Source organism: Kribbella sp. NPDC003557 (assembly GCF_040610805.1).
GTDB lineage: Bacteria > Actinomycetota > Actinomycetes > Propionibacteriales > Kribbellaceae > Kribbella.
On the sequence record NZ_JBEXMY010000001.1, the window covers coordinates 808,837 to 834,175 of the forward strand.

General features: G+C 69.1%; 19 protein-coding genes. 11 read left to right on the forward strand and 8 right to left on the reverse strand.

What is annotated here, in order from left to right; all coding sequences use genetic code 11:
* Positions 1 to 814: 814 nt before the first annotated feature.
* Positions 815 to 2,389, reverse strand: a complete 1,575-nt coding sequence (locus ABZW60_RS03925; protein ID WP_355473752.1) for a methylmalonyl-CoA mutase family protein — start codon at positions 2,387 to 2,389, stop codon at positions 815 to 817.
* A gap of 138 nt (positions 2,390 to 2,527) precedes the next feature.
* Here ABZW60_RS03925 and ABZW60_RS03930 point away from each other — a divergent pair, with 138 nt between their 5' ends.
* The 4 genes from ABZW60_RS03930 (at position 2,528) to ABZW60_RS03945 (ending at position 11,342) form a co-directional block, all read left to right on the forward strand.
* Positions 2,528 to 5,626 carry a M14 family zinc carboxypeptidase gene (locus ABZW60_RS03930; RefSeq protein ID WP_355473754.1) on the forward strand — a complete coding sequence of 1,033 codons (3,099 nt, stop codon included), beginning with the start codon at positions 2,528 to 2,530 and terminating at the stop codon, positions 5,624 to 5,626.
* 196 nt (positions 5,627 to 5,822) lie between these two features.
* Entirely contained in the window at positions 5,823 to 6,947 is a 1,125-nt protein-coding gene (locus tag ABZW60_RS03935) for a glycosyltransferase family 1 protein (RefSeq protein ID WP_355473756.1), read from the forward strand.
* A complete protein-coding gene (locus tag ABZW60_RS03940; protein WP_355473758.1) occupies positions 6,944 to 8,143 on the forward strand; it encodes a glycosyltransferase in 1,200 nt (399 codons plus the stop codon). The genes ABZW60_RS03935 and ABZW60_RS03940 overlap by 4 nt, the downstream gene beginning before the upstream one ends.
* 136 nt (positions 8,144 to 8,279) lie before the next feature.
* Entirely contained in the window at positions 8,280 to 11,342 is a 3,063-nt protein-coding gene (locus ABZW60_RS03945; RefSeq protein WP_355473760.1) for a hypothetical protein, read from the forward strand.
* 108 nt (positions 11,343 to 11,450) lie between these two features.
* Here the strand turns inward: ABZW60_RS03945 and ABZW60_RS03950 are convergent, their stop codons facing one another.
* A complete protein-coding gene (locus tag ABZW60_RS03950) occupies positions 11,451 to 12,266 on the reverse strand; it encodes an MBL fold metallo-hydrolase (protein ID WP_355473762.1) in 816 nt (271 codons plus the stop codon).
* A gap of 223 nt (positions 12,267 to 12,489) precedes the next feature.
* On the opposite strand from ABZW60_RS03950, the gene sdhC reads away from it, so the two are divergent.
* The 5 genes from sdhC (at position 12,490) to ABZW60_RS03975 (ending at position 17,022) form a co-directional block, all read left to right on the forward strand.
* Entirely contained in the window at positions 12,490 to 12,867 is a 378-nt protein-coding gene (gene sdhC / locus ABZW60_RS03955; RefSeq protein WP_355473764.1) for a succinate dehydrogenase, cytochrome b556 subunit, read from the forward strand.
* A gap of 1 nt (position 12,868) precedes the next feature.
* Positions 12,869 to 13,324, forward strand: coding sequence for a succinate dehydrogenase hydrophobic membrane anchor subunit (locus ABZW60_RS03960; RefSeq protein ID WP_355473765.1), 456 nt, complete (start codon positions 12,869 to 12,871; stop codon positions 13,322 to 13,324).
* Positions 13,325 to 13,334: 10 nt separating this feature from the next.
* On the forward strand, positions 13,335 to 15,077 hold the full coding sequence (sdhA, locus tag ABZW60_RS03965) for a succinate dehydrogenase flavoprotein subunit (RefSeq protein ID WP_355473767.1): 1,743 nt from the start codon (positions 13,335 to 13,337) through the stop codon (positions 15,075 to 15,077).
* Positions 15,077 to 15,781 carry a succinate dehydrogenase iron-sulfur subunit gene (locus tag ABZW60_RS03970; RefSeq protein ID WP_355473769.1) on the forward strand — a complete coding sequence of 235 codons (705 nt, stop codon included), beginning with the start codon at positions 15,077 to 15,079 and terminating at the stop codon, positions 15,779 to 15,781. Before sdhA ends, ABZW60_RS03970 begins: the two co-directional genes overlap by 1 nt.
* 128 nt (positions 15,782 to 15,909) lie before the next feature.
* Positions 15,910 to 17,022 (forward strand): hypothetical protein, encoded by a 1,113-nt coding sequence (locus tag ABZW60_RS03975; RefSeq protein ID WP_355473771.1) that lies wholly within the window; start codon positions 15,910 to 15,912, stop codon positions 17,020 to 17,022.
* Here ABZW60_RS03975 and ABZW60_RS03980 read toward each other — a convergent pair.
* Positions 17,019 to 17,441: a DUF2000 domain-containing protein gene (locus ABZW60_RS03980; RefSeq protein WP_355473773.1), complete on the reverse strand. Its 423-nt coding sequence runs from the start codon at positions 17,439 to 17,441 to the stop codon at positions 17,019 to 17,021. The two genes, ABZW60_RS03975 and ABZW60_RS03980, sit on opposite strands and share 4 nt — an antisense overlap.
* Before the next feature lie 124 nt (positions 17,442 to 17,565).
* Here ABZW60_RS03980 and ABZW60_RS03985 point away from each other — a divergent pair, with 124 nt between their 5' ends.
* A complete protein-coding gene (locus tag ABZW60_RS03985) occupies positions 17,566 to 18,369 on the forward strand; it encodes a hypothetical protein (RefSeq protein WP_355473775.1) in 804 nt (267 codons plus the stop codon).
* Here the strand turns inward: ABZW60_RS03985 and ABZW60_RS03990 are convergent.
* A complete protein-coding gene (locus tag ABZW60_RS03990) occupies positions 18,366 to 18,806 on the reverse strand; it encodes a DUF488 domain-containing protein (RefSeq protein WP_355473777.1) in 441 nt (146 codons plus the stop codon). The genes ABZW60_RS03985 and ABZW60_RS03990 overlap by 4 nt on opposite strands.
* Positions 18,807 to 18,848: 42 nt before the next feature.
* Positions 18,849 to 19,676, reverse strand: coding sequence for a M55 family metallopeptidase (locus ABZW60_RS03995; RefSeq protein ID WP_355473779.1), 828 nt, complete (start codon positions 19,674 to 19,676; stop codon positions 18,849 to 18,851).
* Between the two features lie 23 nt (positions 19,677 to 19,699).
* Between ABZW60_RS03995 and ABZW60_RS04000 the strand changes: the two genes are divergently transcribed.
* On the forward strand, positions 19,700 to 20,497 hold the full coding sequence (locus ABZW60_RS04000) for an AraC family transcriptional regulator (protein ID WP_355473781.1): 798 nt from the start codon (positions 19,700 to 19,702) through the stop codon (positions 20,495 to 20,497).
* Here ABZW60_RS04000 and ABZW60_RS04005 read toward each other — a convergent pair.
* From ABZW60_RS04005 to ABZW60_RS04015, 3 genes are all read right to left on the reverse strand, one after another.
* Positions 20,463 to 20,699 carry a hypothetical protein gene (locus ABZW60_RS04005; protein WP_355473783.1) on the reverse strand — a complete coding sequence of 79 codons (237 nt, stop codon included), beginning with the start codon at positions 20,697 to 20,699 and terminating at the stop codon, positions 20,463 to 20,465. The genes ABZW60_RS04000 and ABZW60_RS04005 overlap by 35 nt on opposite strands.
* Complete coding sequence (locus tag ABZW60_RS04010) at positions 20,700 to 23,462, reverse strand: AAA family ATPase (protein WP_355473784.1); 2,763 nt, start codon at positions 23,460 to 23,462, stop codon at positions 20,700 to 20,702.
* 179 nt (positions 23,463 to 23,641) lie between these two features.
* Entirely contained in the window at positions 23,642 to 25,174 is a 1,533-nt protein-coding gene (locus ABZW60_RS04015) for an amino acid permease (RefSeq protein WP_355473786.1), read from the reverse strand.
* Positions 25,175 to 25,339: the final 165 nt, after the last annotated feature.

Below are 25,339 nucleotides of genomic sequence, written 5' to 3' on the forward strand. Positions count from 1 at the left end.
CCACGCACGAACGGCGGACCGCGGTCGACCTGTGTACTTACCGCCGCCGACGCCGGGGTTGACTCCGGCGAAACGACGCCGTCACGCCACATTCCTGGCGCCGCCGCACTCCAGCAAAACACGCGATCCGCAAACGCCGAACGCGGCAGAAGACAGCCACCGCGAAGCGGCACCTTTACCCGTCACACCAATTCCCCGGTGCCGCCGCGGGCCGGCGGCGGGCCGTGGCCACGCAGCCGAAGGCGACCGACAAGTAGCCGCCGCGAAGCGCTGTCCTTTCCCCGTCACACCACATCCGATGAGCGCCGCTGACTCCGGCCGACACCACAACGCGCACCCGCCGAAGGCGGCAGAAGACAGCCACCGCGAAGCGGTATCCATCACCCGTGCCACCACATTCCACGCCGCCGGCAGCACTCCGGCCCCGACACCAGAGTCGCCCACCCGCCGAAGGCGGTAGAAGGCAGCCACCGCGAAGCGGTGACCATCACCCGTGCCACCACATTCCACCGCGCCGGCAGCTCTCCGACCGACACCACAGTCGCGCACCCGCCGAAGGCGGCAGGAAGACAGCCACCGCGAAGCGGTGACCATCACCCGCCGCACCACAGCCCCGGCGCCGCGGCACCCCAGCAACAACACCTGATCCGCACCCGCCAAAGGCGGCAGAAGACAGCCACCGCGAAGCGGTGTCCACCACATTCCATCGCGCCGGCAGCACTCCGGCCGACACCACAGTCGCGCACCCGCCGAAGGCGGCAGAAGACAGCCGCCGCGAAGCGGTGTCCTTTGGGCGGTGCCTTCCAGGTGTTGGTCAGAAGGTGTCGGCGGGGACGTAGACGCCCCACACGTCTCGGAGGGTGTTGCAGACCTCGCCTACGGTGGCTCGGGCTTTCAACGCTTGTTTCATGGGGTAGAGGCAGTTGTCGTTGCCCTGGGCAGCTTTCTTCAGGGCGGCGAGCGCCTCGTCGACCGCGGACTGGTCGCGGGTGGCGCGGAGGGTCGCCAGGCGGTCCACTTGCTGGGCCTCGATGGCCGGGTCGACGCGGAGCGGTTCGTACGGCTCCTCGTCGGCGATCCGGAACTTGTTCATGCCGACGACGACGCGTTCCGCGGAGTCGATCTGCTGGGCGATCTGGTACGCCGAGCGCTCGATCTCCTGCTTCTGGAAGCCCTTCTCGATCGCGGCGACGGCGCCGCCGTACTCCTCGACCTGCTCCATCAGCTCGACCGCGGCGGCCTCGACCTCGTCGGTCAGCGACTCGACGACGTACGAGCCGGCGAACGGGTCGACCGTCGCGGTCACGTCGGTCTCGTAAGCCAGCACCTGCTGCGTACGCAGCGCCAGCCGCGCGGCCTTCTCGGTGGGCAGCGCGATCGCCTCGTCGTACGAGTTGGTGTGCAGCGACTGGGTCCCGCCGAGCACGGCGGCCAGGCCCTGGATCGCGACCCGCACCAGGTTCACCTCGGGCTGCTGCGCGGTCAGCTGCACGCCCGCGGTCTGGGTGTGGAAGCGCAGCATCAGCGACTTGGGGTTCCGGGCGCCGAACTCGTCCTGCATCACCCGCGCCCAGATCCGCCGCGCCGCACGGAACTTCGCGACCTCCTCGAGGAACGTGGTGCGGGCGACGAAGAAGAACGACAGCCGCGGCGCGAACTCGTCGACGTCCAGCCCGGAGGCGACCGCGGCGCGGACGTACTCGATCCCGTTCGCGAGCGTGAACGCGATCTCCTGCGCGGGCGTCGCCCCGGCCTCGGCCATGTGGTAGCCGGAGATCGAGATCGTGTTCCAGCGCGGCAGCTCCGCCTGGCAGTAGGCGAAGATGTCGCTGATCAGCCGCAGCGACTCCTTCGGCGGGTAGATGTAGGTGCCGCGGGCGATGTACTCCTTCAGCACGTCGTTCTGGATCGTGCCGGTGAGCTTGTCCCCGGACACGCCCTGCTCCTCGGCGACCAGCTGGTACAGCAGGAGCAGCACGGATCCCGGCGCGTTGATCGTCATCGAGGTGGACACCTGGTCCAGCGGGATCTTGTCGAACAGCACCCGCATGTCGTCGATCGAGTCGATCGCCACCCCGACCTTGCCGACCTCGCCGTGCGCGATCGGGGCGTCGGAGTCGTACCCCATCTGGGTCGGCAGGTCGAACGCCACCGACAGGCCCATCGTCCCGTGGTCGATCAGCTGGTGGTACCGCTGGTTCGACTCGGCGGCGGTGCCGAACCCCGCGTACTGCCGCATCGTCCAGGGCCGCCGGGTGTACATCGTCGGGTAGACGCCGCGGGTGTACGGGAACTGCCCCGGCTCCCCGAGCTTGGCCGCCGGGTCGAACCCGTCCAGCGGCCCGTACACCGGCGCGAACTCGAACCCCGACTCGCTGCGATGACTCATCCCCCCACGGTATTCCGAACCACCACCGCACTGGTATGCACCAGCGGGTGAGATCGAGCACGCGCCGTGAACTGTTGACTCGTGACGTGGGTCACATCAGGCTGCCGCCATATGCACCGTCGACCGGGGAGGGGCGACATGCGGAGAACTGCTGTTTTCATCGCGGTACTGGCCGTCGTAGCGGGGGGACTGGCCGTGGGGCAGGCGGCGACAGCGGCGCCGGCGCCAGGGGGTGACGGGCTCGAGGTGTACGTCGGCGACCTCGACGCCCAGCAGCTGCAGAAGGTCGTGGACGTCGGCGTCGACCGGGCCGACCTCGCCACCGGGAAGGGCGCCGGCGGCACGACGAGGGTCGAGGTCGTCATGTCGGAGCGGCAGGCGGCGAAGCTCCGTTCGGACGGCGTCGATCTGAAGGTCAAGAAGGTGAAGGGCCACACCGCCAGCGAGGAGGCCGCCCGGCTCGCGGCGGCCGGCCCGACGGTGTTCCGCCCGTACAGCGGGGCCGGCGGACTGCTCGAAGAGCTGACCCAGACGGCGGCCGCGAACCCCGGCCTGGCCAAACTCGTCACCATCGGCACGACGGTGCAGGGCAAGCCGATCGTCGCCGTCAAGGTCACCAAGGACGCCCGCCAGGTCACCGACGGCTCCCGGCCCTCGGTGCTGTACTCGGGCACCCAGCACGCCCGCGAGTGGATCACCCCGGAGATGGTGCGCCGGCTGATGCACTACGTCATCGACGGCTACGGCCAGAACGCCGAGACCACGAAGATCCTGAACACCACCGAGCTCTGGTTCCTGCCGGTGGCCAACCCCGACGGCTACGACTACACGTTCGTCGGCGACCGGCTGTGGCGGAAGAACCTGCGCGACAACAACGGTGACGGGCAGACCGCCCCGGGCGACGGCGTCGACCTGAACCGGAACCTCGCGACCAAGTGGGGCTACGACAACGAGGGCTCGTCCCCCGACCCGAGCAGCGACACGTACCGTGGCCCGGCCCCGGGCTCCGAGCCGGAGACGAAGGCCCTCGACCAGCTGTTCCAGAGGGTCCGCTTCACCGAGCTGATCAACTACCACTCCGCCGCCGAGCTCCTGCTGTACGGCGTCGGCTGGCAGGTGAGCACGCCCACGCCGGACGACGTGATCGCCGAGGCGCAGGCCGGCGACGACGCGCAACCCGCCGTACCGGGGTACGACCCGGACATCTCGGCCGAGCTCTACACGACCAACGGCGAGACCGACGGTCACGTGACCGACACCTACGGGACGATGGCGTTCACGCCGGAGATGTCGACCTGCCAGACCGTGTCGGCCGCGAACCCGAACGACCAGTGGCTGCCCGAGGACTGCGTCAGCGTCTTCAGCTTCCCCGACGACGAGGGCCTGATCCAGGCCGAGTTCGCCAAGAACATCCCGTTCGCGCTGTCGGTCGCGAAGTCCGCGCAGGACCCCGACGACCCGGTCTCGGTGGTCGGGCGGAAGGCCGCTGACCTGGTCGCCGACCCGTTCACGGTCTCGTACGGCACCACCCAGCCGGTCGCGGTGATCGCCAAGCGGGCGTTGAAGAACCTGCGGATCAACTACCGGATCAACGGCGGCGACGCGATCGACGACAAGGTCGCGGAGTGGAAGGGCGGCGAGCGGTACGGCGACACCGGCGACCGGTACTACGCCGAGTTCCGCGGCACCGTCCGGCGGACGAAGCCCGGCGACTCCGTCGAGGTGTGGTTCACCGGAAACAAGGTCGGAACCGGAGCAGTCTCCAGCGAGCACTTCACGTACCACGTGGCCAGTGACATCGGTGGACAGGTCCTGATCCTGGCCGCTGAGGACGTCACCGGCGCCAGCCCGGCACAGGGCCTCACGTCGGCCCGGTACGCCTCCAGCTACGCGACCGCGCTCACAGCGGCCGGCATCACCTCGGACGTGTACGACGTGGACGCCAACAACCGGACCGCGCCGCACCCGCTGGGTGTGCTGTCGCACTACAAGGCAGTGGTGTGGGAGACCGGCAACGACATCATCACCCGCAAGATCGGCCAGCCGGGCGGTACGGCGGCCGAACTGGCGCTCGACCTGGAACTGTCGGTCCGCGACTACCTGAACGAGGGCGGCAAGCTGCTGTACACAGGCAAGTACGCCGGCTTCGCCAGCAACCAGGACGGCGCGTATTACTACAACCCGTTCGAGGAGCAGCAGGGCGAGTGCACCACGCCGCAGGCGTACCCGTGTCTCCCGCTGCTGAACGACTTCGAGCAGTACTGGCTCGGCGCCTACGCCCAGGTCGACAACAGCGGCAGCGACAGTAACGGGACGCCGTTCTCGATCACCGGGACATCAGGTGCGTTCAACGGGTTCGCCGGGACACTCAACGGCGGCGACTCGGCCAACAACCAGGACCACACCAACGCGTACGTCCTCACGTCGAGTGTGTTGCCGGCGGCCCAGTTCCCGCAGTTCGCGAGCTCGGCACCGCTGAAGTGGCAGCGGCCGGGTGGTGCGCCGTTCGAGCCGTTCACGGGTTCGCATTACGTCTACAGCCAGCGTGCGGACATCAGTTACAAGCGGCTGGCGCGCACTGTGGATCTGACCAGCGTGACCGCCAGTACCCAGCCGTCCGTGTCGTTCAAGATCTCCTACAACACCGAGGCGGACTGGGACTACGTCTTCGTCGAGGCCCACACCGTCGGACAGGATGACTGGACAACGATGCCGGACCTGAACGGCCACACGTCACAGGACACCGGCCAGAGCTGCCCGGCCGGTTGGGTGGCACTGCATCCGCAGCTCGCGCACTACCAGGGCTCGGACTGCTCAGCGACCGGCACCACCGGAAGCTGGAACGCGGCAACGGGTTCCAGCGCGGGCTGGCAGGACTGGAAGGTCGATCTCGCGCCGTACGCCGGACATCAGGTGGAACTCTCGATCAGCTATGTCAGTGACTGGAGCACCCAGGGCCTCGGCACCTTCGTCGACGACACCACGGTCACGGCCGGTACGACCGTGCAGACGTCGTTCGAGACCGACCTCGGCGGCTGGACAGTAGCGGGTGCGCCGGCCGGCTCGGCGGCGAATCCGAACGACTGGATCCGCACCACGACCGCCTTCGTCGAGGGTGCCGGTGTGACCACGCCGGACACGGTGTACCTCGGCTTCGGGGCCGAAGGGCTCACCACGCAGGCGATGCGCACCGACCTGGTCCAACGGTCGATGTCCCACCTGCTCGGTACGCCGTAACGGTGGCCGAGGCGGCCGTGCCTCATCACGCACGGCCGCCTCGGCGGCGATGCCCAGAGTTCGCATCCGACTAACCAAGCACAGCCCGGTGGCAACCTGAAGGACACTTCAAGGCCCTGCAGCCGTCGCCAGGGCATCGACGCGGTGTCACGAGAGCGTCGCCCAGGGTTCATGGTCGGTGAGGAACCTTCGAGATGTGCGAATCGTGATGGTGGCCGAGACCTTCCTGCCGCAGATCAACGGCGTGGCGAACACGGCTCGCCACGTCGCCGACCGGCTGCGTGCCCGCGGGCACGAGCTGCTGATCATCGCCCCCGGCCCGGGTCCGGACAGCTACGGCGACGTCCCGGTGCTGCGGGCGCGGAGCTTCCGGACGCCGGGCTACAAGGAGTATCCGGTCGGTCTGCCGGACCCCTCGATCGAGCGGGCGATGGCCGAGTTCCGGCCGGACCTGGTGCATCTCGCCTCGCCGTTCATCATCGGCGCGTACGGGCTGCGCGCGGCGCGCCGGCTCGGCGTACCGACGGTCGCGATCTTCCAGACCGACATCGCCGGCTTCGCCCGCCAGTACCCCTGGTACGCCGCCGCGGACCGGGGTATCTGGCGCTGGGTACGGCGGACACACTCGCGCGCCGACCGGACCCTCGCGCCTTCGACCTCGGCCGTCGACGCACTGGTGCAGCGCGGCGTACCGCGGGTGTACCGGTGGGGCCGCGGCGTGAACCTCGATCTCTTCGACCCGTCGAACCGGGACGAACAGTGGCGCCGGGAGATCTCTCCGGACGGCAAGCCGATCGTCGGGTACGTCGGCCGGCTGGCGGCCGAGAAGAAGGTCCGGCGGCTCGCCGAACTGGCCGACCTGGACTGCCGGATCGTGGTCGTCGGCGACGGCCCGGACCGCGCCGCGCTCGAGCACGCGTTGCCGACGGCAACCTTCCTCGGGATGCGCCGCGGCGCCGACCTGGCGTCGATCTTCGCCGGCCTGGACGTGTTCGTGCACACCGGCGAGCACGAGACGTTCTGCCAGACGATCCAGGAGGCGCAGGCCTCCGGTGTCGCGACCGTCGGCCCGGCCGCCGGCGGCCCGCTCGACCTCATCCACCCCGGCGAGAACGGCCTGCTCTTCGAGCCAGGCAGGCCCGGCTCGTTGCGCGCCGCCGTGAAGACCCTGCTCGACCACCCGACGGCCCGCGGCCGAATGGCTGCCAACGGCCTGCAACGCGTGCAGTCGCGCACCTGGCCCGCGGTCGTCGACGACCTGGTCGACCGTCACTACGCCGAGGTGCTGCGCGACGCGGCCGCCGTACGGCGGGTTGCATGAGCGGCCTGCGGATCGCGCAGCTGGCGAACTTCGTCGGGCCGACGTCCGGCGGGATGCGGACCGCGATCGAGCACATCGGCCAGGGGTACGTCGAGGCCGGCGCCGAGCGGATCGTGATCACGCCCGGCGAGCGGGACTCGGTGGTCGAGACCGAGCTCGGCACGATCGTCCGGGTGAAGGCGCCGAAGGTGAGCGGCGGGTACCGGCTGATCACCACGCCGTGGACCGTGATCGACGTCCTGAAGCGCTTCCGGCCGACCACGGTCGAGATCTCCGACAAGTCGACGCTGCTCCCGGTCGCGCGCTGGGCCCGTAAGAACGACATCGGCACGGTGCTGTTCAGCCACGAACGCCTCGACGCGATGCTCGCCCTCGGCGCGGCGCGTCCCGGCCAGCTCGGCGGGAACGACGTACTGCGGCCCGGCCGGATGCTCGGCGTCGGCACGCAGTGGTGGGGCGCGGACGGCGTGAAGTACAGCCAGCTCGGGATGGTCGCCACGGTCGCCGCGCTGTACAAGATCCTCGGCCGCACGTACGACGCCGTGGTGGTCACCTCGCGGTACGCGGCCGCCGAGTTCGACGAGGTGACGACCCCGCTGGTCCGGATCCCGCTCGGCGTCGACCTCGACACGTTCCACCCGTCACTGGGTTCGCCTTCGGACGACGGGGTTCTGAAGCTCGTGCACGCCGGCCGACTCTCCCGCGAGAAGAGCCCGCACCTCGCCGTCGCCACCGCGGCAGAGCTCCACCGCCGCGGCGTGAACGTCCGGATGGACGTCTACGGCACCGGCCCGCACCTCGACGAGCTGATCGAGATCGCCGGCGACGCACCCGTCACCTTCCACGGCTACGTCGACGGCCGCCGTACCCTCGCCAAACACCTCGCCGAGGCCGACGTCGCCCTGTCCGTCTGCCCCGGCGAAACCTTCGGCCTGGCAGTCCTGGAAGCCCTGGCCGCAGGCACTCCGGTAGTCACCGCCAACACCGGCGGCGCCCGAGAACTCGTCGACGATTCCTGCGGCCGCTGGGCCCCCGCCAACCCCGTGGCCCTCGCCGACGCCGTCCTGGCCCTGGCCCAGCATCCCAACCGCCGCGCCGCCGCCCGCCACCGCGCAGAGCTCTACACCTGGCAATCCTGCATCGACCGCATGCTCACCCTCCACCACCGCCTGGCCCAGAGCCGCCTCGCTGCGTAAGCGCCCGGCGACTGTCCGCTGACCACACTTGCAGGAAGCGGCAAGAGTGTTGCGGTCAGGCCCAGAAAGGCGGTAAGTCTCTCCCTTTCGCCGGTGCCACTCGGGGTGCGCCGGAGTCCCCTGCCCTGGAGATTCAATGCGCCGCGCCCGCAAACCCGCCCTGTTCCGCGCCGCCCTGGCCACCGCCCTGGCAGCCATCACCATCCCCTTCATCGCCCACGCCGCCTTCGGCGAGGAAACCGCCCTCGGCGCTCCGACCGCGCAGGTGTTCCCCACCCGCGCCGGCATCGGAGTCACCTGGGAGGCCACCGACGCCACGGCGTACCGCGTGGAACGCAAACAAACGGCCGACTGGCAGGATGTCAGCGGATCGCTCGCCGCATCGACCACCACCTGGGTCGACGAAACCATCGCAGCCGGTGCCGCCGCCGACTATCGCGTGGTCGCGACCACGGATACCGAAACAGCCACCAGCCCCGAACTCCACGCCACCCGCGTCGCGGAGGCACCGGCGATCGGCGACATCGACGTACTCGCCCTCGACGCGAACCGCAGCGGAGGCGCCACCTGGCTGCACGACGAGACGGCCGGTCCGGTCACCGCGTCGGGCCCCGTCGGCGGTTCGCGAACCCTGACGGCCGGCTCGATGAAGATCAGGATCCCGGCCTTCTTCGCCGGTCCGGGGTACTACGGCTTGCGATCGCAATCGGCGATCACGGTGACCCAGGGCGCGCAGAGCTGCGACTCGTCGACGACCGTGCACGTCCAAGCGGTCACTTACACGGCCGACGGGCAGCTGGAGACGCTCGCCGCCTCAGTCGCGATCAGCACCTGTACCGGCGCCGACCCGACCGGCTGGCTCGAGGTCCGCTACCGGAGCGCGGTCGGCTACAGCCTGCTGTCCATCGCACCGGACAAGCTGGAGTTCGGCCGCGTCATGGTCGGCACCCCGAAGAGCTTGCCGCTCACGCTTACCAACACCGGCACTGAGCCGGTGGGGCTCGGCAACATGTCCCTCAGCTCACAGAGCACCGCGGTCTGGAAGCTGGATCGCGACGATTGCTGGACCCTGCCCGCGGGTGCGTCGTGCACGGTGAATCTGACCTTCGATCCGATCGGCACGTACGGCTACGGGGACTTCACCGACACCCTGTTGCTCGCGCAGTCCAGCAACGTCCAGCCACGCACAGTCCGCCTGACAGGCACCTCGATCTCCCTGCCCAAGGCGCCCGAGTGGCTCGGCGTCGTGCCAACGTACTCGGGTTTGGTGCTGAACTGGCCGACCTGGAAGGTCTCCGGCGGCACACCGGTCCGTGCGTATGTCGTCCACCGCTACCTCGACGGCGTCGAGACGACCCAGCGGGTCGCGGCCGACCCGGCGGCCGGCGACTGGACCACGGTCACCGAGCCCGACCCGAAACCTGGCACGCAGTACGCGCTGTCCGTGATCAACGATGTCGGCGAAGGACCGGCGACCGCGCCGAAGACGGCGACCCGGGCTACTGACCAGCTCGCCGTGACGATCGGCAGGCCCGATACAGAGCTCGCCACATCGACGCTCTCGGGGTACGTCGTACCGCTACCGCAGGACTCCAACTCCGTCACGCCCAAGGAGTCGCTCACGGCCGCGCCGGGTGGCCGGGCGCTCGCGTACGTCACGACCGATACCGAGCAGATCCTCTGGACCCGGCTTGTCGCCCCCGGCCAACTCGGCGTACCGGCCAAGTTGTTGACGTCCACGGCGCCGATCACCCATCTCTCCTGGTCCCCGGACGGCTCGCGGATCGCGTTCCAGTCGCCGGAGAACGGGACGCCCTGCGTGTACGTCGTACCAGCGGCAGGTGGCGCACGGGTGAAGATCGCCTGCGACGTGACCAGCCCGAGCTGGATGCCCGACGCGTACACCCTGATCGTCTCGGACCGCCGGTTCGACGGTGACGACCGGTTCGCCCGGATCAAGGCGACGCCCGGCGGCACCCGGATCGCTACGCTGCCGGCGCCGACAGCGGCCGCGGACGGCGCGCCGGTCCGGGTCTCGCCCGACGGCAACCAGGTCGCCTTCGGCTCCGGGTCCGACGTCAAGCTGACCGACTTCTCTTCGCAGACGATCACGGTGACCAGGACCTTGGACTCGAGGGTCCGGTCGATCGACTGGAGCCCGGACGGGCGGTCGCTGCTGGCATTGAGCGACGGGAACAAGCTCACCAGCATCACTCCGAGCACCCACGGAGGTGTCGAACTCGACACCAACACCACCGCCCCGCGCGTAGACATCGCCCGGCAGCAACTCGGTCCGGTGATCGCGCCGACTCCGGAGATCGTCGGACCGCAGACCTCGATCCCGTTCGACAGCTCCGCGCTGCTCCCGGACACAAAGTTCATATGCTCCGTCACCTTCTACGTACCGGCGGCACCGTGTACCTCGCCGTACCAGGTAAGCGGCCTGCGCCCCGGCGAAGCCGACGTGGTGATCACCGCGACCGAGCCGGACGGAAGGGTCACCACGGCGCGCCGGACGCTGACGGTAGACGCGATCGGACCGATAGCCCGAGTGACGGGACCGGCGTACCAGTCGTCGGTCGCAGCGACGGCGAAGGTGACCGTGACGGCGACGGATCCGACCAACGTGGCGCCTGCGAGCGGCGTGGCGTCGTACGACGTGCGGTACCGGCGGGCGACGTCCGCGGGGGCGTACAGCGCGTACGTCCAGCCGTGGACCGGGATCACGGCGACCTCGGTGGACGTCTCGGTGGCGGCCGGGTACGAGTACTGCTTCTCGGTGCGGGCCAAGGACAAGTTCGGAAACGTCGGGGGCTGGAGTGCGGACCGGTGTTTCTCGCGGCCGTTGGACGACCGGTCGTTGGCGATGGCAACGACCGGGTGGGCTCGTGGGGCGTCGTCGAAGTTCTACTTCGGGACCGACACGCAAACCACGGCGTACGGGAAGTCGCTGACGCGGACCGTGCAGGGGAAGCGGTTCTTCCTGATCGCCACCCGGTGCCCGACGTGTGGGGCGGTGGCGGTGTACGCCGGTAGTCGGCTGCTGACCACGGTGAACCTCGCCTACCCGACGACGCACTACCAGGTCGTGCTCGGTCTGCCGGTGCAGAGCACGCTGTTCAGCGGGACGCTCACCGTGCGGACCGTCACCAGCGGCAAGATCGTCCAGATCGACGGGCTGGCAGTCGGTAGGACCTGACGAGCGGCAGCTCGACAGGAGGTGTTGCTCAGCCGGGCGCCGGGAGGCGCCTGGCTGAGCGTGAGGCCTCGGCCTGGTGGGCGTATACGTACTGTCGTGCTGCAGGCGTCAGGTCAGGTGGTCGTAGTCGCCGCGGACCCAGGCGGCGTGGCGGTCGGCCGAGCGGCGGACTACGGCTTTGGCGTCGACCGGGATGACCGAGCCGAAGTTGTTGTAGAGGCGGTCGTACTCGAAGGGGTCGAGGGAGCGGGCCACCCGGTCGACGACGGCGCCCGACAGCGGGATGCGGTTCGGGTAGCTGCGCATGAAGCTGACCGAGGTGCGGTCAGGGTTGGCGAAGATGGTGTCGCCGGACAGGACGACTCCCTTGCCGTCGGCACCGTTCGCCCAGTGCACGACCGCGCTGCCGGGGAAGTGGCCACCGGGCTGGATCAAGGTCACTCCCGGTAGCGGGGTCAGCTCGCCGGACCAGGTCTTGATCACCGGGTCCTGCCGCGCGACCCACTCCTTGTCCGCCTCCGAGACGTAGACCGGCACGTCGCCGAGGCGGTGGCTCCACTCGACCTGGACGCCGTACATGTGCGGGTGGCTGGCCACGATCGCCACCACCTCGCCCAGCGCGCGGACCCGGCGGACGGCGTCGTCGTCCAGGTAACCGATCGGGTCCCAGAGCAGGCTGCCCTCGGCGGTTGTCAGCAGCATCGACTGCTGCCCGATCCCGACCGGCGGCTTGGAGCGGACGCCGTACAGGCCCGGCTCGACCTCGTCGATGGTGACCTCGGTGCCGGCCGCGGCCAGCTCCTCGAGTGTGGTCCAGTGCTGCCCGTCGGCGGGCACCCACTGCCGCTCGTCGGCGCAGATCGCACACACCTCGACCTGCTCCGAGTGCTCCACCGCACACGTCGCACAGATCCAGAAACTCACCGTAACTCTCCCCTCTCAGCGGAAACCGCCAGTGTTTTCGTTCAAGCTCAGTTGAAGTCAAGGGCATCGGAGGGGCACCGTCGAGGGCCATTCCGGGCCCGGGGCGGCGGGCCACCGACGCGACCGATCTCACACCTGTCAGGACATTTCGGGGTGGGCGGCGGGATTAGCATCGAATCGGCCTGGATTCCGCCAGGCCCGGGAGCTCCGATCGGAGGACGGTTTGCCCAGCAAACCAGCCGGCACGCTCTACCGCGGCCGGGAGGGCATGTGGTCATGGGTCGCGCACCGGATCACCGGTGTCGGGATCTTCTTCTTCCTGCTGGTGCACGTGCTGGACACCGCGCTGGTCCGTGTCTCGCCGGAGGCGTACAACGAGGTCATCGGGACCTACAAGAACCCGATCGTCGGCCTGCTCGAGGTCGGTCTGGTGGCGGCGATCCTGTTCCACGCGTTCAACGGCATCCGGCTGATCCTGGTGGACTTCTGGGCCAAGGGCCCGCGCTACCAGCGGCAGCTGATGATCGGCGTCGGCGTCGTCTGGGTCGTCCTGTTCGTGCCGTTCGTGATCCGGCACCTCTCACACGTCTTCGGAGGCTGAGATGAGCGAGATCGCGGCTCCCCGATCCAGCAGCCGGTCGAGAAACCTGAAGGGCGGCGGCCGGAACCGCTCCGGCCAGACCAACTTCGAGCTGTACAGCTGGCTGTTCATGCGGCTGTCCGGGCTCGCCCTGGTGATCCTGGTGCTCGGCCACCTGTTCGTGAACCTGATGCTCGGCGGCGGCATCACCGCGCTCGACTTCGGTTTCGTGGCCGGCAAGTGGGCCAACCCGCTGTGGCAGGTCTGGGACCTGCTGATGCTGTGGCTGGCGATGCTGCACGGCACCAACGGGCTGCGCACGATCGTCAACGACTACGCCGAGAAGGACCAGACCCGGTTCTGGCTGAAGGCGCTGCTGGTCACGGCCGCGATCGTGATCGTGGTCCTCGGCACCCTGGTGATCTTCACCTTCGACCCCTGCCTCGACCCCAACTCCACGTTGTCGGTCTGCACATAGTAAGGACGTCATGCAGGTCCATCAGTACGACGTAATCATCGTCGGCGCGGGCGGCGCGGGAATGCGCGCGGCCCTCGAGTCCAGCAAGCGCACCCGGACCGCCGTACTCACCAAGCTCTACCCGACCCGGTCGCACACCGGCGCGGCCCAGGGCGGCATGTGCGCCGCGCTGGCCAACGTCGAGGAGGACAACTGGGAGTGGCACACCTTCGACACGGTCAAGGGCGGCGACTTCCTGGTCGACCAGGACGCGGCCGAGGTGATGTGCCGCGAGGCCGTCGACGCGGTTCTCGACCTGGAGAAGATGGGCCTGCCGTTCAACCGGACGGCCGAGGGCAAGATCGACCAGCGGTTCTTCGGCGGTCACACCCGAAACCACGGCGAGGCCGTCGTACGGCGCTCGTGTTTCGCGGCGGACCGGACCGGTCACATGATCCTGCAGACGCTGTACCAGCAATGCATCAAGCAGAACGTCGAGTTCTTCAACGAGTACTACGTGCTCGACCTGCTGATGACGGACGGCAAGGCGAGCGGCGTCGTCGCGTACGAGCTGGCCACCGGCGAGCTGCATGTGTTCTCCGCCAAGTCGGTGATCTTCGCGTCCGGCGGTTTCGGCAAGGTCTTCCGGACGACGTCCAACGCACACACCCTGACCGGCGACGGTATGGGCATCGTCTGGCGCAAGGGCCTGCCGCTGGAGGACATGGAGTTCTTCCAGTTCCACCCGACCGGCCTGGCGGGTCTCGGCGTCCTGCTGTCGGAGGCGGCCCGCGGTGAGGGCGGCATCCTGCGGAACAAGGAGAACGAGCGGTTCATGGAGCGCTACGCCCCGACCGTGAAGGACCTCGCGCCGCGGGACATGGTCGCCCGTGCGATGGCGAACGAGGTCCGCGAGGGCCGCGGCTGCGGTCCGGACGGCGCGTACGTGATGCTCGACCTGACCCACCTGGAGCCCGCGCACATCGACGCGAAGCTGCCGGACATCACCGAGTTCGCCCGCACCTACCTGGGCGTCGAGCCGTACACCGAGCAGATCCCGGTGTTCCCGACCGCGCACTACGCGATGGGCGGCATCCCGACCAACATCAAGGGCGAGGCGCTGGCCAACAACGACGACGTGATCCCGGGCCTGTACGCCGCGGGCGAGGTCGCCTGCGTGTCCGTGCACGGCGCCAACCGCCTGGGCACGAACTCGCTGCTCGACATCAACGTCTTCGGCCGCCGGGCCGGGATCGCCGCCGCGGAGTACGCCGAGACCGCGTCCTTCGAGGAGCTGCCGGACGACCCGTCGGCGTACGTCGTGGAGCTGGTCGAGGGCCTGCGGAACTCGGCCGGCGAGGAGCGGATCGCAGCGATCCGGGCCGACCTCCAGGCGACGATGGACCTGAACGCGCAGGTGTACCGCACCGAGGGCTCGCTGAAGCAGGCGCTGGTCGACATCGAGGCGCTCAAGGAGCGGTTCAGGAGCGTCGGCGTCCAGGACAAGGGCCGGCGGTTCAACACCGACCTGCTGGAGGCCGTCGAGCTGGGCTTCCTGATCGACCTGGCCGAGGTACTGGTGGTGTCCGCGCTGGCCCGCAAGGAGTCCCGCGGCGGGCACTTCCGCGAGGACTACGACAAGCGCGACGACGTGAACTTCATGCGGCACACGATGGCGTACCGCGACGTCGATGCCGAGGGCAACGTGAACATCCGGCTCGACTACAAGCCGGTCGTGCAGACCCGCTACAAGCCGATGGAGCGCAAGTACTGATGGACGTCAAGGTCAAGATCCTGCGGTACAACCCCGAGGTCGTCGACGAGGCCGAGTGGAAGACGTACGCCGTCACGCTGCAGCCGACCGACCGGGTCCTGGACGCGCTGCACAAGATCAAGTGGGAGCAGGACGGCACGCTGACGTTCCGGCGGTCCTGCGCGCACGGCGTCTGCGGCTCGGACGCGATGCGGATCAACGGCCGCAACCGGCTCGCCTGCAAGACCCTGATCAAGGATCTGAACCCGGACAAGGAGATCACCGTCGAGCCCATCAAGGGCCTGCCGGTGCTCAAGGACCTGGTCGTCGACATGGACCCGTTCTTCGAGGCGTACCGCTCGGTGATGCCGTTCCTGGTCACCAGCGGCCACGAGCCGACCCGGGAGCGGATCCAGTCGCAGGCCGACCGGGACCGGTTCGACGACACCACCAAGTGCATCCTCTGCGCGGCGTGCACGACGTCCTGCCCGGTGTTCTGGTCCGACGGGCAGTACTTCGGCCCGCAGGCGATCGTCGGCGCGCACCGGTTCATCTTCGACAGCCGTGACGAGGGCACCGAGCAGCGGCTGGAGATCCTGAACGACAAGGAAGGCGTCTGGCGCTGCCGGACCACCTTCAACTGCACCGACGCCTGCCCGCGCGGTATCGAGGTCACCAAGGCGATCCAGGAAGTGAAGCGGGCGCTGATCTTCCGCCGAGTGTGAGGGTGGGCCTCTCCTCGCGTAAGATTCCTCCGCCGACCTGACCCGCCTCGCGGGGGACATCTCTGCCTTGGGGGGTGACTGTGGAGCCGCGCCTGCGGGAGCTTTCCGACCGCTACTACCGTCGCCTGGTGGAGCTGTTGGAGCGCTGCGGCCTACCCCGCGGTCTGCCGCCGTTCCTGCTCCTCGGAGTGCTCGCGGCGACCACGTCGATCGTCCTCGCGGTCGTGCACCTGGCGTCACACCGGTCCGCGTCCGACCGGCCGATCGCGATCGCGCCGGCCGCCGCCGGGCGGTCCGGGAGCTCGGTGGTGAACTCCGAGCGGGCCCAGGTGCTGTCGGTCACGATGGTCACCCGGAACCGCTGGGCGGCCGGCTGGTCCGACTGCACCAGCGGCCCGAACTGCCGGTACGCCGCCGTCATCGACCGCGACGGCTCCCGCGCCGTCGCCCCCGAGTGGCCGGTGCCGTACGCGACGCTCCGGGCCGGTAAGGAGGCGGTCGCGGTCGCGCCGCCGCTCGAGGGCACGCTCACCGGCGCGGCGACGATGATGTTCCGGCTGACGTACGACGGCCCGGTGCTGACCCGGCTCCGGTACCGGCTCCCGACCTCGACGTTCGAGCAGGACGAGATCCTCACCGACCGGATCGTGCCGGGCGCGATCGTCGTGGTGAATCCGGAGGAGTCCTCGGTCCGGCTGCTCAAGACCCGGGGCACCCGGTCGCCGGTCTGCGACGACAGCGGCCGCTGCTGGATCCTGAGCGGGATCGGCCGGACGGACATGGTCTGGACCGACGACGGCGGTCGTACCTGGGCCTCGCGGTCGCTCGACCATCACAACCAGCTCGGCCGGCTCGCGGTCAGCCCCGACGGGCGCACGCTGCTGACCACCGCGGTGACCGTCGGTGCCAACGGCCAGACCGTCTCGAAGATGGAGCTGTCCACCGACCGCGGCGCGAACTGGACCACGGTCCAGGACCCGCCGGCCGGCCTGAGCGCCTCGCCACTCGCCTTCGACGACGGCACCGCGCTGCTGCTCGGCGGCCGCCCCGGCGACCGCCCGCGCCTCTACCGGGTCCGCGACGGCGCCGCGAAGCTGGACCGCGGCTACCCCGGCGACCTCGCCGACCTGGCCGGCGACTCCCAGCTGATGTACGGCTTCGAGGTGCCGAAGCGCCGGACCACGGAGGTCGTGCTCAGCACCGACCAGGGCAAGACCTGGACGAAGTTCGCCCCTCGCTAGTGGTGCTTCGCGGCACCCTTCAAGGTCTTGTCGACAGCGTTCCGCGGCCCGTAGAACGCGATCCCGACCAGGTCGAGCTCAGCAGTCCGCACCGCCCGCACGGCCGCCCGGTTGTCCTGATCATTGCCGGTCGCAAACAGATCCTGGGTGAACACCGAGTGCTCGATCCCCCGCCCGAGCGCCCGCTCATGCGCCGTCGCCATGAACTCCTTGGACCCCTCGAACACCATCACCGGCTGCCGAAACATCGGCAGATACCGGACATCGTCCGCATCCTCGTAAGGCTCCCCCACGACCTCAGGATGCGTCCCAGCAATCCCACTGACGAGAAACGCGGTCACATTCACCCGCTGCCAAACAGCCAGATCGTCCCGCAACAACACAGCAATCTTCGTATCGAACTTGATCGGCTCATCCACAGCACCGAGCGTCGCCGACGGCGGCGGCGTGAGTCTTGTACGTTCTATGCATCCTGTCTGACACGCTCGAGCTGCCGTTCCGTAATCGCCGATCTACGATAAGTGATGGGCGAAGGGGGAGCGCGTGCCGGAGTGGGAGACGATTGAACTTCTGGTGACCGTGAAGGCCTATCCGGTCGTATCCGACATGCACGGCGAATGCGTCTGCGTCGCCGGCATCCGAACCGATTCTCCTACCCCCGCCTGGGCCAGGCTGTTCCCTGTCCCTTTCCGCGATCTTCCCTACCCACAACGCTTCAAGAAGTACGACATCCTCCGCCTGCGAGTTCGACGAACCAGCAGCGACACACGGCCCGAAAGCTACCTGCCGGACGCGAATTCGATCCGCGTCCTCAGTCATTTGGACAGCAAACGCGACTGGTCCAAGCGAAGGCCGTACGTCGACCCGCTGCGCGCACCGTCGATGTGCGCGATCCAGTCCGCGCAGGTCGAGTCCGGCATCTCACTCGGAGTCTTCAGGCCGCGACGGGTACTTGATCTGGTCTGGGAAGCGGCTGAACCGCGGAGCACCCGGCAACAGGCCAAACTCGATCAGCTGTCACTCTTCGATTCCCCCAGCGCCGAAGGGCTCGAAGAGATCCCGTACAAGTTCCGCTACCGGTATCAATGCGAGGATTGCACCGCCAACGACTCGCACCAGCAGCGTGTCCTGGACTGGGAGATCGGCCAAGCCTACCGATCCTGGCGTACTGAGTACGGAGAGGAGCGTGCGCTGCGCGCCGTTCGGAAGAGGTGGTTGTTCGAGATGGCGTCCGCGGCGAAGGATCTACATTTCTTCGTCGGAAACATTGCCAGGTTTCCACGGAGCTTCTGCGTTCTCGGCTGCTTCTACCCGCCGTTGCGTACGAGCACAGCGCCCATGTTCTAGGCGTAGGTGACGTCGCGCCGTTCCCGGCTGTTCGTCTCGTCGACGATCACCTGACGATGACACTGCTCATGGCTTTTCTCGAAGCAGAGCACGGCCAGCGTCGTGTTACGGCTCTCGTCGACGATCTGCTGGAGCGCGGATTCCGCCTCCGGCGCGGCGAGCAGCTTCCGGAACTCCTCGCAGCCTTCGGCAACCCTTCCCTCATGGAACGGGCTCCGGTTGGTCCGTGGGTTGCCAAGTGCCTTCAGGTGGCGATACTCGATGCCGGCCTCCGACAAGGCCTCGGCGAGGCGGGTCTTACTCAACCCTGGCTTGCGACTGATTGGGTTCAGGCGGATGTCGACAACCACAGTCGCCCCGTGGCTTCTCAGCACGTCCAGGAGGTCCTGTTGGCTGCGTCCCTCATACCCGACGGACAGAATTCCTGATCGACCCACGTTTCAGATCCTGCCCGCCGCGGGCCGAATCACCAAACCGCCTCAGCAGTACGGCGGGTTCGAGGTGACTGCTGTGCAGACGCGGAGGAACAGGTTGAAGAGGCGGTAGAGCTGGAGCATGTCTGCTTCGACGGTGACGGTGCGGTCGTCTCGGCGGGTTACGCCGGGGATGGCGGTCAGGTGGGACGTTACCGAGGCGGATTGCCAGCGGACCGCCATTGTCCGGGGGCCGGTCGGGTGAGTGGGTTGGGGGAGGTTGGCCAGGGCCTCGGCGGTGGTTGACTCGATGGCCTCGCGGGATTCCGCGACCGGGACCAGTTGGGCGGCGAAGCGGTCCTTGGCGTACTTGACGGGGACGGTTGCCACCGTGGGGTCCCACGCCTTCATCTCGTCGCAGGCGGTGTCGTCGCCGGTCAGGAGGGCTACCGGTACGCCGTACGCCGCGGCGGCCGCGTGGAACAGGCCGATCTCGCCGGTGACCTGGTCGTCGAGCCAGATGTCCTCGATCTCGTGGCCCATGAAGCTGTGGCTGAGGACGCCGAGGACGCCGGCGCGGGCGTGGTACCCGACGCAGAGCGCCGCGTCGTACTCCGGGGTGAGGCCCTCCATCATGCCCATCGGCTTCGGGCGGCCCTTGATCAGGCGGGCGCGCGGGTCGATGAGGTCGGGCAGCAGGTTGCGCATCGGGCCGTGCGCGTCGTTCACCAGGACCTCGGTCGCGCCGGCGGCGTACGCACCACGGACCGCGGCGTTCACGTCCTCCGTCATCAGCACCCGGGCGCGCTCGTAGTCCCGGCCCGGCGGCTGGACGTCCTCCGCGTCGACGACCCCGGTGATGCCTTCCATGTCCGCGCTCACATAGACCTTCACACGCAGCAGCGTATGTTCTGGGTATGAGCGGTCGCGCCGAGGTCCGGGCGTGGCGGCCCGGTCTGACCGGTGTCGTCGAGGTGCTGCATGCCCATTTCCCGTCGCACGCCTACCCGAGCCACACCCATGACGCGTGGACGGTGCTGATCGTCGACGAGGGCGCCGTGCGGTACGACCTGGACCGCCACGAGCACGGCCTCGCCCAGGCGCAGGTCTCGCTGCTGCCGCCGCACGTGCCGCACGACGGGCGCTCGGTGCTGCCGGAAGGTTTCAGAAAACGTGTTCTGTACCTGGCGCCGGACCGGCTCGGCGAGGACCTGATCGGCGCGGCGGTCGATCAGCCCGAGTACGTCGACCCGCTGCTGCGGCACCGGATCCACCAGCTGCATCGGGTGCTCGGCGACGGCCGGGAGGACCTGGAGGCCCAGAGCCGTCTGCTGCTGATCGAGGAACGCCTCCGGCAGCACCTCAAGCGCGAGGTGACCAGCCCACCGGACCGGCGCGACGCCGGGGTCGCCGCCCGGCTGCGTGACCTGCTGGACGAGCATGTCCGCGACGGCATCACGCTGGACGACGCGGCGAAGGTGGTGCACGCGCATCCGGCGCATCTGGTGCGGGCGTTCAGCCGGGAGTACGGCATGCCGCCCCACCGGTATCTGACCGGCCGACGCGTCGACCTCGCCCGGCGATACCTGCTCGACGGCCGCCCGGCCGCCGAGGTCGCCGCGCTGGCCGGCTTCTACGACCAGTCACACCTGAACCGGCACTTCCGGAAGATGCTCGGGGTCACACCGAAGAGTTTCGCGGCTCCTCGGCCTTAGCCGCCTTGTAGGCGCGGACACCCCAGGTGCCGAGCAGTGCGGCGATCAGGAAGTTCACGATGATCAGGATCGTGTGCGCCACGTAGTACCCGGTTGGCCGGTCCTCGGTGTCGACCAGCGCCTTGATGAAGCGCGCGTAGGTGATGACGTTCCAGGCCGCGATCGCGAGCAGGACGACGGCGTGTTTCCGTTCGAGTTTCACTCAGCCATTCTGACCGGGGCGGTCCACCATCCGGAGCAGCTGGGTGCGGTTGGCCACCCCGAAGCGGCGGTACAGCCTGGTCAGCTGCGACTCGACCGCCTTCACCGACAGGTACAGCGCCGCGGCGATCTCCCGGTTCGTCGAGCCGTCGCGGACCATCGAGACGATCTGCTGCTCGTTGTCGGTCAGCTCCGACGGCTGCCGGCTCCGGCTCGGTACGTCGAGGCGGGCGAGCTCGGTCTCGGCGACCTCGCGCCAGGCGGGTGCGCCGTACGCCTCGAACTGCTCGATCGCGTCCAGGAACGCGGTCCGGGCCACCGAGCGGCGCCGGGCCTGCCGCGCGATCCGGCCGCGGGTCAGCTCGCAGCGCGCGAGATCGAGCGGGTACACCCGGTCTCCCGCCGTACTGACGGTCTTCTCCAGCAGCTCCAGCGCCGCGGCCGGGTCGCCCTGCTTGGCGATCAGCAGCGCCTCGGCGCGGTCCAGACCGAGCTTGACCACGCCGCGGTCCAGGGTCTCGGCGCGGGTGCGGATCTCGGCGATCAGAGCGGCAGCGTCGTCCAGCCGGCCGGCGGCGACCAGGGCCTCGGCGTAGTCCGCGTGCCACGGGATCACCGCGGGATCCCACGGCATCGCCGCCTCCCCCGACTCCGCGATCGCGTCGAACGCCTCGACGGCCCGCTGCGGGTCGCCGGTCAGCACACCGAGCAGCCCGAGGCTGGCCAGCGCGGGGCCGGTCCACTCGTCGTTCCCGATCCGGCGGACCTCGTCCAGCGCGGCGTCGGCGAGCTCCCGGCCCATCGCCGCCGTACCGCCCGCCCATTCCGCGCGGCTGGCGATGATCAGACCGACCTCGGCCTCGTCGCCGATGTCGCGCATCAGCTGGTAGCACTCGTGCCCGGCGGCGAGCGCGTCCGCGCCCCGGCCGCTGCGCTCGTAGATCGCCGTCGCCGAGATCAGCACGGACGCCAGCCAGCGCATCGCGCCGTGATCGCGGACCTCGTCGGCCAGCGCGGTGATCGCGGTGATCGCCTCGGCGGTCCGGCCGCGGAACAGCTCCTGCATCGCGGCCATCTGGCGGGCGTTCACCGTGGCCTTGGTGAGCGGCAGCCCCTTGGCGAGCTCGGCGGCCTGCAGCAGCACGGCGTCGGCGGAATGCTCGGCGTCGCGGGCGATCAGCACCGAGCTGGCGGCGCTCAGCGCATCGACGACCGCCTCGGTGTCACCGGCCTCGCGCGCCAGCGCCTCGGCGATCCGGGCGTCCTCCTGCGCGTCGTCGAGGCTGCGGTCGAAGTAGTGGCTGTGGCTGCGCTCGATCCGCACCCGCGCCTCGAGCCGCGGATCCCCCGCGGCGGCCTCGAACGCCTCCGCGAGCAGCTCGACCCGGCGGTCCCGCTCCGGCCAGACGGCGTCCGCGCAGAGCAGCAGCGCCGGCACCTTGGTCGCCGGCAGGGTCGCGGTCTGTACGGCGAGGCGCGCCATGTCGGCCGACTCCGCCAGGTGACCGGCTGCGGCCGCGTCGTCGGCCGCGCGGGTGAGCCGCCGGGCGCGCTCGTCCGGCTGCGTGCACGGCGTACGGTCCGCGCTCAGCCGCCACAAGGTCGCGGCCGCACCGGGCGCTCCCCGGCCGGCGGCGACCGTGGCGGCCTCCTCGATCGCTGCGGCCAGCGCTGGGTCGGCTTCCTGGGTGGCGAGGGCACGGTGGGTCGCGTTCTCGACGGGCTCGTCCACGACGGCGGCGAGTTGGGCGTGGGTCTGGCGGCGAGCGGCCGACGTGGCCTCGGCGTACACGAACTCGCGGAGCAGCGGATGCGTGAACCGGAGCCGCTCGGCGGAGATGTCGATCAGGCCCAGGGTCTCGGCCTCGGCCAGGTCGGGGTCGATCGGGCGGCCGAGCGACTCGGCGAGCTGGGTCGTGGTCGGGCGCGGCGACGAGGCGGCGTGCAGGAGCAGCTCGTGGGTACCGGTGGACAGCGCGGCGAGACGCTCGCCGAGCAGGGTCTTGAGGCGGCTGGAGACCGGCAGCGGGTCGTTCGGCGAGACGCTCTTCGGATGCCGCAGTACGGCGCGGCCGAGCTCGAGGGCCATGAACGGGTTGCCGGCGCTCGCGGTGAAGATGCGCCGGGCCGTACGGACCGGGAGCGGGCTGGACAGCCGCTGACGAAGCAGGCCGAGCACATCGGGCTCGGTCAGCGGCGGGACCTCGAGCTGCAGGACGGGCTCCGGGCACGCGTCGGCCATCACCGGCAGATCCCCGTCGGCGACCTGCTCGGTGGCGAGCAGGTGCACCCCTTCGGTCAGCCGCCGGGCGCAGAACGTGAGTACCTCGAGGCTGGACGGATCCACCCACTGGATGTCGTCGACGACGATCAGCACCGGGCCGGTCGTGGCGAGCCGGCGGAGGACGTGCAGGACGGCGAGCCGGACGGCCAGTTCGTCACGGACCGTGTCCGGGGCGCTCGCCTTCAGCAGCGCCACCTCGAGCGGCTGGCGGAGGTGGTCGGGCAGCACCTGCCAGGCGAAATCGAGCTGGCTGGAGAGCAGGTCGAGGAGCGTGACGTACGGCAGGCCGGCCTCGGCGTTGGACGGTGCCGCGCTGAGGATCCGGCAACCCTGACGAACACGCTCCGCGACCAGCGCCCGGGCGAGGGCCGACTTGCCGATACCGGTCGGGCCGTAGAGCAGCACACTGCCGCTGGTCTCGAGCTGCTTGGTAGCACGCTCGACCAGTCCCGCTCGCCCGACCAGCTCGTCGTCAGTCAATACAACTCCTCGAAGGATTACCTTCGCCGATTATCACAGTCGATCGGTGTTCGACACGGCGAGTGTCACATGAGGAAAGATGCTGGCCACCATCCTGACACCCATTGCTGCCTGGTTCCGAGCAGTCAGCACGGCACGATCGTGCCGGGGCACCGGATGGTCTTTCGACGATTCCAGGGTCAGATCGATTCGAGGTCGCGCTCGATCGCGGCCAGTTCCTCCTCGGTGCCCTGGACCTTGGGGCCGGTGAACCAGCGGCGCGCGGACAGGAACCAGTACGCCGCCGCGAAGCCGAGCACGACCAGGACCGCGACCGGCGTGTAGTTGAACGTGCTACCGGTGACCGGGCTGACCTGCGGCAGCATGAACAGGACCGTGATGAAGGCCACCCAGACGATCGCGACGATGCCGATCGGCCGGCTCCAGCGGCCGAGGTTCCACGGGCCCGCCTGGAAGCGGTCACCCTGCAGCAGCCGGAGCAAGGTGGGCAGGACGTAGGCGATGTAGAGGCCGATGACCGCGATCGACGTCACCGCGGCGTACGCCGTCGCGTTCCACAAGTACGGCAGGCCGAGGACGAACGCGCCGCCCGCGGCCAGCCAAATGGCGTTCGTTGGCGTCCGGGTGCGGTGGTTGATCTTGTGCCAGAGCTTCGACCCGGGCAGCGCGCCGTCCCGCGAGAACGCGTAGATCATCCGCGAGTTCGCCGTCACCGACGACATGCCGCAGAACAACTGCGCGCCGATCACGATCAGCAGCAGGATCTTCCCGGTGACCATGCCGACCGCGTCGATGAAGATCTGCGCGGGCGGTACGCCGGTGTCGCCGCTGAGCGCGCCGTCGTAGCTCTGGATCGCGAACGTCAAGCCGATCAGCAGCACCCACCCGGCGGCCAGCGACACCAGGATCGACATCACGATCCCGCGCGGGCCCGAGCGGGCGGCGTCGTGCGTCTCCTCGGTCATGTGCGCCGAGGCGTCGTACCCGGTGAAGGTGTACTGCGCCAGCAGCAGGCCGAGCAGTGCGACGTAGAAGGTGGAGCCCCAGCCGGTGTTGTTGACGAAGTTGCCGAACACGAACGACGCCGATTGGTGCTTGTCCGGGACGAACACGAGCGCGCCGACGATGACCAGCACGCCGATGATGTGCCACCAGACGCTGATGTCGTTGAGCCTGGCGACCAGTTTCACGCCGAGCGAGTTCAGCAACGCGTGCACCAGCAGGATGATCCCGAACAGCACGATGGTGTGACCGGGGGTGGCGCTGAAGCCGAACTGGAGGTCGAGGAACGCGTTCAGGAAGAACGCCGCGCCGAAGTCGATGCCGGCCGTGACGGCGACCTGGCCGAGGAAGTTGAACCAGCCGGTGAACCAGGACCAGGCGGCGCCGTTCGACGGGGCGAGTTTCGCGGCCCAGTAGTACAGGCCGCCGGCAGTCGGGTAGCTCGAGCAGACCTCCGCCATCGCGAGGCCCACGAACAACGTCATCAGGCCGACGATCGGCCAGCCCCAGACGATCATCACCGGGCCGCCGGTGTTCATCCCGAACCCGTACAGGGTCAGGCAGCCGGACAGGATCGAGATGATCGTGAAGGACACCGCGAAGTTCGAGAAGCCGGACATCGTCCGGGACAGCTCCTGCGCGTATCCCAGCTGATGCAGGCGTTTCTCGTCGTCGGTCATCGGGGCGGACTCGGTGCGGTCGTTGCTCACTGGGGCCTCCTCAGCAGTGCGCCTCAATGGTCTCCCCCCAGACCTTTAGCTCATTGAGGCATCCGGCCCGGGGCGTGTCAAGGGAAACGGCGCGCATTGACATCGCCGCGCCGGACTGAGTCAATGGTTCAGGGACAGACCAATAGACTCCGGGAGTGTGCCGTG

What these genes read in the sequence shown, in the direction of transcription:
- sdhA (WP_355473767.1), top strand. Translation starts at nt 13,335, where the DNA reads ATGCAGGTCCATCAGTACGACGTAATCATCGTCGGCGCGGGCGGCGCG.
- ABZW60_RS03930 (WP_355473754.1), top strand. Translation starts at nt 2,528, where the DNA reads ATGCGGAGAACTGCTGTTTTCATCGCGGTACTGGCCGTCGTAGCGGGG.
- ABZW60_RS04000 (WP_355473781.1), top strand. Translation starts at nt 19,700, where the DNA reads ATGAGCGGTCGCGCCGAGGTCCGGGCGTGGCGGCCCGGTCTGACCGGT.
- ABZW60_RS03960 (WP_355473765.1), top strand. Translation starts at nt 12,869, where the DNA reads ATGAGCGAGATCGCGGCTCCCCGATCCAGCAGCCGGTCGAGAAACCTG.
- ABZW60_RS03940 (WP_355473758.1), top strand. Translation starts at nt 6,944, where the DNA reads ATGAGCGGCCTGCGGATCGCGCAGCTGGCGAACTTCGTCGGGCCGACG.
- ABZW60_RS03945 (WP_355473760.1), top strand. Translation starts at nt 8,280, where the DNA reads ATGCGCCGCGCCCGCAAACCCGCCCTGTTCCGCGCCGCCCTGGCCACC.
- ABZW60_RS03970 (WP_355473769.1), top strand. Translation starts at nt 15,077, where the DNA reads ATGGACGTCAAGGTCAAGATCCTGCGGTACAACCCCGAGGTCGTCGAC.
- ABZW60_RS03925 (WP_355473752.1), bottom strand. Translation starts at nt 2,389, where the DNA reads ATGAGTCATCGCAGCGAGTCGGGGTTCGAGTTCGCGCCGGTGTACGGG.